5 protein-coding genes, 2 pseudogenes and 1 CRISPR repeat array are annotated in these 7,584 nt (G+C 51.9%); of the genes and pseudogenes, 1 reads left to right on the forward strand and 6 read right to left on the reverse strand.

Features of this window, described 5'->3' with window-relative positions; all coding sequences use genetic code 11:
• Positions 1 to 247, forward strand: a pseudogene (locus NW837_RS05330) (CHAD domain-containing protein); the annotation flags it as partial.
• 72 nt (positions 248 to 319) lie between these two features.
• Positions 320 to 2,847: a CRISPR direct-repeat array (repeat unit 36 nt; unit sequence GTTTCCAATTTCTAGGGATCCCCCCGAAGGGGGAAC).
• A gap of 254 nt (positions 2,848 to 3,101) precedes the next feature.
• Here NW837_RS05330 and cas2 read toward each other — a convergent pair.
• The 6 genes and pseudogenes from cas2 to NW837_RS05360 form a co-directional block, all read right to left on the reverse strand.
• Positions 3,102 to 3,380: a CRISPR-associated endonuclease Cas2 gene (gene cas2, locus NW837_RS05335; RefSeq protein WP_414329659.1), complete on the reverse strand. Its 279-nt coding sequence runs from the start codon at positions 3,378 to 3,380 to the stop codon at positions 3,102 to 3,104.
• Complete coding sequence (gene cas1 / locus NW837_RS05340; protein ID WP_414329661.1) at positions 3,380 to 4,369, reverse strand: CRISPR-associated endonuclease Cas1; 990 nt, start codon at positions 4,367 to 4,369, stop codon at positions 3,380 to 3,382. Before cas1 ends, cas2 begins: the two co-directional genes overlap by 1 nt.
• Entirely contained in the window at positions 4,369 to 4,668 is a 300-nt protein-coding gene (csx18, locus tag NW837_RS05345) for a CRISPR-associated protein Csx18 (protein ID WP_414329663.1), read from the reverse strand. The genes cas1 and csx18 overlap by 1 nt, the downstream gene beginning before the upstream one ends.
• 23 nt (positions 4,669 to 4,691) lie before the next feature.
• Positions 4,692 to 6,392 (reverse strand): RAMP superfamily CRISPR-associated protein, encoded by a 1,701-nt coding sequence (locus NW837_RS05350; RefSeq protein WP_414329665.1) that lies wholly within the window; start codon positions 6,390 to 6,392, stop codon positions 4,692 to 4,694.
• 294 nt (positions 6,393 to 6,686) lie between these two features.
• The gene (locus NW837_RS05355; protein WP_414329666.1) at positions 6,687 to 7,328 is read right to left on the reverse strand and encodes a Uma2 family endonuclease; all 642 of its coding nucleotides are present in this window, start codon (positions 7,326 to 7,328) and stop codon (positions 6,687 to 6,689) included.
• A pseudogene (locus NW837_RS05360) lies at positions 7,328 to 7,584 on the reverse strand (hypothetical protein); the annotation flags it as partial. The pseudogene NW837_RS05360 and the gene NW837_RS05355, both read right to left, overlap by 1 nt.

The following is a 7,584-nucleotide window of genomic DNA, read 5'->3' on the forward strand; positions in this document are numbered from 1 at the left end:
CATGCAAGATTGGATAGCAACCCTGAAGTGCTTGCAGGATCAACTGGGCCGCTTTAACGATTTGCAGGTTTTGCAAGGCGAGCTGCCTGCAGACTCAGACCTACAAACCCTTCTCCAGGAACAACAAAAACTAGCCCTCCAGGAGTGGCCTGAGCACCAACAGCGCTGCCTGGCCTCTGCCGAGCAGCACCGGCTTTACTCTAATCTTTTCTCTGTTTCCAATTCCTTTCCAACTGGGGATCCCTAGGTTTCCAATTCTATAGATCCCCCCGAAGGAAAAACCCCGCCTTATTGGCGGGGGATTTTTTGTGGCTATAGGGTTTCCAATTTCTAGGGATCCCCCCGAAGGGGGAACCTGTATGCAAGTTGTTGGGGTGTACTAAACTAGCTTCCCCAGTTTCCAATTTCTAGGGATCCCCCCGAAGGGGGAACAACCAGATGAGTTCAAGGGATCCCTTGCAGGATCCCACCTATGTTTCCAATTTCTAGGGATCCCCCCGAAGGGGGAACTTGTAGCTTAGTCTAGGCGGCACCCTCCAACGTTCTGTATGGTTTCCAATTTCTAGGGATCCCCCCGAAGGGGGAACGTCAGCAGTCAAGCTGCACAAAGACTAAGAGTTTTGCTGTTTCCAATTTCTAGGGATCCCCCCGAAGGGGGAACAAGTGGCACGTGGGGCACGGTGACCTACGCCAAGGCGTTTCCAATTTCTAGGGATCCCCCCGAAGGGGGAACGTCAATATATCACCGTTATTACGGTGACTACTATCAGTTTCCAATTTCTAGGGATCCCCCCGAAGGGGGAACGTGAAAACAGACGTACGCCTCACGGAGGCTACCGGACTGCAGTTTCCAATTTCTAGGGATCCCCCCGAAGGGGGAACTCCAGCAGCAATGCTGGAAGCGCCTCACGAAGAGGTGGTTTCCAATTTCTAGGGATCCCCCCGAAGGGGGAACGTCTCTTCCTAGTTCCCAGCGAGAGAATTCCGAATAAATTCTAGTTTCCAATTTCTAGGGATCCCCCCGAAGGGGGAACACGATTGGCCGATCTAACCTCCCTCTAGTACCCAGGTGGTTTCCAATTTCTAGGGATCCCCCCGAAGGGGGAACCCCTGCCAAATCGGAGGTTAGTTATGAATACCACAATCTGTTTCCAATTTCTAGGGATCCCCCCGAAGGGGGAACTTGTTAGCAGACCTGGGTACGTCGTAAAACTGCCTCAGGGCCGGTTTCCAATTTCTAGGGATCCCCCCGAAGGGGGAACTATTTAACTTCTAATGCCTTGCCAAAGTCTGCCTGTAGTTTCCAATTTCTAGGGATCCCCCCGAAGGGGGAACGAGGACGCTAACTTGCATCTTCTCGGAACAGTCAAAAACGGGCACGTTTCCAATTTCTAGGGATCCCCCCGAAGGGGGAACGGGAGGGTGTTATGTATACAGTTGCGCAATTTCTCCAGTTTCCAATTTCTAGGGATCCCCCCGAAGGGGGAACAAAAACTTCCTCATTCTAGAGGAAAGTAATGGTAGCGTTTCCAATTTCTAGGGATCCCCCCGAAGGGGGAACTTGGTTTATTCGTGGTGACCGTGTTGAACGGTATTATGCAGGTTTCCAATTTCTAGGGATCCCCCCGAAGGGGGAACAGTGGATGGCTAGTGAATGGGGAGAACCAGAGTGGTGGTTTCCAATTTCTAGGGATCCCCCCGAAGGGGGAACTTTCCTTGCTATTCACCATGTAAGAAGCGGTACCTGGGGTTTCCAATTTCTAGGGATCCCCCCGAAGGGGGAACTGAGTTTGTTGGTGAATTCAACGGAGAGTTCGATATCATCGTTTCCAATTTCTAGGGATCCCCCCGAAGGGGGAACAGTTCTGATCTGTAACTTGATTCTGGAGGTAGAAGCTCAGCCTGTTTCCAATTTCTAGGGATCCCCCCGAAGGGGGAACACTCGATAACAACACCCTAGTAAGCTTTGGTTACTTTCTAGTTTCCAATTTCTAGGGATCCCCCCGAAGGGGGAACGAATAAGGGAGGGAGTGCAAAATGAACATCAAATTCCTGTTTCCAATTTCTAGGGATCCCCCCGAAGGGGGAACTTCCACTGGTTAATATCTCCAATGACCAAAACTGAACTTTGGGAGGAGTTTCCAATTTCTAGGGATCCCCCCGAAGGGGGAACGACTGGTCACCGGCAAGCAGTGACTATACCCAGGAACAAATCTGGTTTCCAATTTCTAGGGATCCCCCCGAAGGGGGAACATTACTATCCAGCTATATATCGATATGACTATATACCAGTTTCCAATTTCTAGGGATCCCCCCGAAGGGGGAACGACGCTGAGGGATGACTACACTGTTGTTGACGAAGAGGGGTTTCCAATTTCTAGGGATCCCCCCGAAGGGGGAACTACCCAAATGGAAAATCTGGACATCTTCTTCAACCGCGGTTTCCAATTTCTAGGGATCCCCCCGAAGGGGGAACATGCCCCACCGCAAGCAGACGTCCAATCTATAGTGGAGTTTCCAATTTCTAGGGATCCCCCCGAAGGGGGAACTACACGTATCCCACACCACCTGGTATGGCATACCAGTCAAGTTTCCAATTTCTAGGGATCCCCCCGAAGGGGGAACCAAGCTCATCGTAGAGACCAGCGACGAAATTCCGGAGTTTCCAATTTCTAGGGATCCCCCCGAAGGGGGAACCGGGATGTTGCCCGGATTTTGGGGCGAGTTAGTTGGATGTTTCCAATTTCTAGGGATCCCCCCGAAGGGGGAACTGTCTCAGAAGGAAGAGGTCTTGACCAGACGATTTTGATGTTTTCCAATTTCTAGGGATCCCCCCGAAGGGGGAACTGCTCCACCCCTATTAAACCCAAGCAGGGCAAGGAATGCAAGACCCATTTGCGAGGGATCCGGAAAAAAGTCGGCAAAAAGGGTGCTGGCGAGGGGGCTTTGGGGCCGGAAAGCCTTGTGGCGCAAGGCGTCGAGGGATCGGACGAAAGAATCGGCCTTTGCGGCTTTTGGCGGATCGCTCGCGGAGGCGTTGATACCGTTTGAGTGTGCTTTTGGAAACACCGAGTGCTTAAGTAGGAAGAGACTTGCCTGAGCTACACAATGACCGAGCTGGGGGGTGCAGTCAGGGCAGGCCCACCCCAGATTTCCACCTGGGCGAGGACATAGCTAGTGAGCGGATAGAAGCGGACGCTGTCTTCCTCGGGCTTGATCTTCTTGCGGAGCCGCAGTTTGAGCTCCTCGAACTTGTCTTTGTCGAGGACGCACTCAAACACGCTGTATTGCACGCGCTTGCCGTAGCCTTCTAGCAGGTCGGCAATTTTCTTGCGTCGCTTGTCGCAGGGAGTATCGTAGGTAACAACATAAAGAAACATCAGCGAATCCGGTAGGGCTGGTACAAATCTTGAGGATTATAGACGGATTGCTTAAACTTTTTAACTTGCTGCGTTAGCAGATCCCAGCGGGGTTGATCTCCGTCAGGGGTCTGGATGGATCCCTCCATTCTTTGGATGAAAGCTGTAAGGTACTTTTTCCTGCCACTATCACTTAGAAAACAGCCACCATCGCGATACTCAAAGTCTTCTTCGATGTTCATAATGCCCTTGTTGATCAGCCAGAGGACTATTGAATCTACAATAGGCGCCCGAAATTCTTCCAGTAAGTCCGAAACCAGAGCAGCATGGCGTTCACTGCTAGCGTGCAAGCAACCCTGATAGGGATCCAAATCTTGCAGCTCAATCAGGGTTAATAGATGGTTCCAGAGCACCATGTAGCCAAAGCTGAGCATGGCATTAACCGGGTTAGTGGGCGGCTGTCGAGTGCGGTTAAGCAAAACAAAGCCCCTTTGCTGAAGGCAATTTCCCAATTCCGGGAAATACAGAGCCGCAGCCGCTCCTTCAATGCCCCGCAATTGATCTAGAGACTTGGCCTCAAGAGCTTGAGCAGCCAAATGTTCCAGACTGCGCAGGGTCAGATCCCCTGTTTCAGTGGGGCGTTGCCTGAGCTGTCTCATCAGCAGCACCCGGCTATTGAGCAGCTTGGCTCGCACCATCTGGGCTGCCGTTTGCAATCGCCATTCTTCAGGGAGCGCCTGTTGCAAATGAGCTAAGCGGCGGTACCCCCTCTCTATAGGAACAAGGCGACCATAGCAATAGCCTAGCCGGGAGAGATAGGCAATAGGAATATTCCGCCTCAGGCACGCTCTCACTACGTCTGTGGTGACCTGGGATCGGCCAAAGATTAAAATTTGCTCCAGCAAGGGTAGAGGCACCTCCTGCAAGAGCGACTCGCCCAAATAGACCATTACGAACTCTTGCTTAAGGCTTAGCCTACACCCCTGCTGAGAGACATATAAAGTTCGCATTATTCGTCATGACGACGCAGATCTTCAGCGCCTCGCCTCTGATCTATGGCATTGCCGGGTTTAGAGCGGCCACGCTCCGGTAAAATCTCCACATCAATTTCAGGACTTGACAAGAAACCTATCAAAATCTCTGCCAGACTGCCCGAAAATAAGCTAGCAATCATGACAAGGATCGTGTTTGTAATTACGGCTGCCAATCCCAAAGGGGCAATCAGTAAGATGGCCAGTGTGATTGAGCCGTTGATTAAAGCTGTGATTAGACTTGTTAGAGCTTTGACGTTGATTTTCCTTCTGGACATGTTGAGCCTCCTCTAACCTCCTACTACCGGAATGGCCAGATTTGAGCAAAGCCAACTGCTCCTCTCTCAAGGTTTTCAAGATATGTTTTCCTAGGATTCGCAGTTGCCCCAAAAACGTTAACCACCTGATAGTCATCCAAATCTGCAATCCAAACAGGGGACCGCGTGCCTGTGTCGCCGCAGAGAAACTTGTCGTATTTTCCTGGCGCTATCTTGCCTACCTTGTGCAAAACAGCCAAAGCATAGGGCTTATTAAACTCTTCTGGGCCGCTGCAGACTACAATCTTGCAGTTGGCATCTACCGCTTCTGGCCATTTATCCCTGTCAACTCGGCCAAAACTTTGTGGGCTGTTGGGGTTAATGGCTTGCTGGGTTAGGGTCTTGAGAGCCTCAAAGAAGCTGCCCAGTCGCTTTTGGAAAAGCTTCTGAAACTCGACCACCGATCCTGGCAGCTCCCAGAAGGGACTCTCTGACTTGGGAATTAGGGTAGAGCCGCGCCACCAGGGAGGCCGGTCGCGATCCTGGCGGGAGTAGCAGGGTCTTCTAGCACCTTGGCCCACACCCCCCAGATGGAACATCATCCAGGTGAGGTTAGTAAAGAGCCTTTTCACCGCCTCCTGCTCTGCTTGGGAAGCGTAATTTTGGCACTCGCTAGAAAAACTCAAGACAAGGATCCCTTCCTGTTGGCCTGCGGCTTCTCTTCGCTGATTGGGCTCCGGCCGAGAGACTTTGCCGTTCAGCAAATCCACATGGATCCAGCCGTGTTTCTGCTCGGGGGTGATGGAGCCAAACAGTTGTCCTTCCCACTTCTGAACCTGAACAACCGGCAAAACCCCCAAGGCAAAAGTGCGAAACCAGTAGCGCAGCATATTCTTAAAAGCCACAGGCCGCACTTCGGCAATGGGTCGATTATCATAGCGATTCCTACCCGGATTCCAGTTAGCTACTTGACGCCCGTGAATGAGTTGGCCTTTTAGCTCGAAGGGCAGCCGCAGGAATTCCCCTGGCATCTTGTCCAGCGATTTTCCTAGGGGGATCAGCCGGCCATAGCCAGTATTCACCTGGGATCCCACCCCTTGCTCTAGACCCTGGATCAGCCACTCCTTGACTTGAGCCAATATCTGGTCGGTACAGCCGGGGCCTTTGCGTAGGCCAATCAAAAAAGTGGCTTGTTTGAGAGAAAAGAACAAGTTAGGGTTAGGCGAGTAGTCAAGATTTTTTCCATTCCATTTCCAGATATTGTTGGCAATATCTACCGCCAGGCCTCCGGTTTTGGAGTTATCGGGATCCTCCTGCCTCTGGGGCCGAGTGGGCATAGGGTAGGCATCCAGAAAAATTACCTTGCCAGCACTGTCTTGTTCGTCAGCTTGTAGGTGACCAAACCAAGGAGCTACAGCTTTGTCCGCTTCCTCCCAAGAGAGGTTGCGCTCCCGCATCAGCTCTCGAATGGCCTGGGATCGGGCTACGCCGCGCAGGGTGGAGCTGGGAATGTAAGGGATCCCTAAGTGATCAAAAGCGGGCAGCAGCATGCTCTCCGGGCCTTTGGCTCCGCCTACCCGAATTCGCCAGGGACAGGTGACCTGAAAAGTGTTTTTTTCTCCGGCAATGCGTTTGATGCGAGCATTCAGAACTTGAAGACGCGCTCCGTAGTTTGCCTTTGCTTCTGCCTGGTGCACCAGATCGACTTTGGCTCCGTCTTTGAAAGGAGTTGCTGGAGCCCTCATCCAACGCAGATATTCAATAAAGCTAATAAAGCTCGCTGTGGGATCTGGGCTGGGGTTGGGATCCAAGGGATGCCCTAGCCAGGGAGAAGGTTGGGAATGGTTGCCGCCCCCTCCACCACCACTCCCCCCTCTCTGATTGGGGGGATGGCCTCCTCCTCGACTTCCTGAACTTGGCAGACGGCTGGGAGCCCCTTGCTGAGGTGAGCCTGGTCTTCCAGGACGGGGAAGGGGTTGTGGAGCGTTGGCAGGACGATTGCTAGGCATTTGATCTTCTCCTAAAGCTGGAAAGCAGTATTAGGAATTGCGAAGCGTTTCCCGAAATTCGCGCAACATAGCGCTGGTGCCAATTTCTAAGGCGCGTCGAATAAGTTGAGGTACAAGACTGGAGATGTCGAAGTCTGGAAAAAGCCGGCTGCAGCTCGATTCTACGTAGTCTTCTCCCTGCAGAATAAATATCCGCAAACTTCGCTCACCCAAGAGCCAAACTTCCGGCACGCCAATAGCTTTATAGGCATCGATAAAGGTCCGGGAAGTAACGTCGGACTCAATGGCCAGATCAGGCGAGGGCAATAGATCAACATCAATTCTTCCCTCACACCCTCGCATCTGCTCTAGGTTATTGACATAGAAGCAGGTGTCAGGCTCTACTCCAACGCTGCCAGGCTTTTTAAGGGTTGTTGAGCCAAAGTCTTCCCAGTCTCTCCCTTGAGAATCAAGGAGAGCTTTCACAATATCTCCAGCAATGCGGTGAGGGCGCTCGTGTTTGGATAAGGGAGACATAATCTCTAAAGTGCCGTTGTAATAGGCAACGCGAGTGTGGCGGTCTTCCCCTAACTCCTCCAAAATGCTCTCAAAGTCTTGCCAAGTCAGCGAATGGATAACCACTTGGCTTCCTTCATACAGGGAAATAGACTGGATTGGAACAGCTACACTCATTAGTCTCCCCCGCTAACGTCATCGTCATGGTAAATGGCTGTAGCCCAGAAGCTGAATTCTTGCGCCAAAGCAAGTCCCAGCCCTGTTAAACCCAGGTACTCTTCAACTCCCAACCCCATGAGACGATCCAGGCCGTTGGATTTGGCAATTTCGTTTTGACCGGAGATCTTTTCTAGGCAATCGAAAAACTCCTTGACCACCTCTTTTTTGCCCTCTTGGCTAAGGGCGTCTTCTTCGGCCTTGAGGCGCAGCAGGC

It is taken from the genome of Synechococcus sp. R6-10 (assembly GCF_047461815.1).
GTDB lineage: Bacteria > Cyanobacteriota > Cyanobacteriia > Thermostichales > Thermostichaceae > Thermostichus.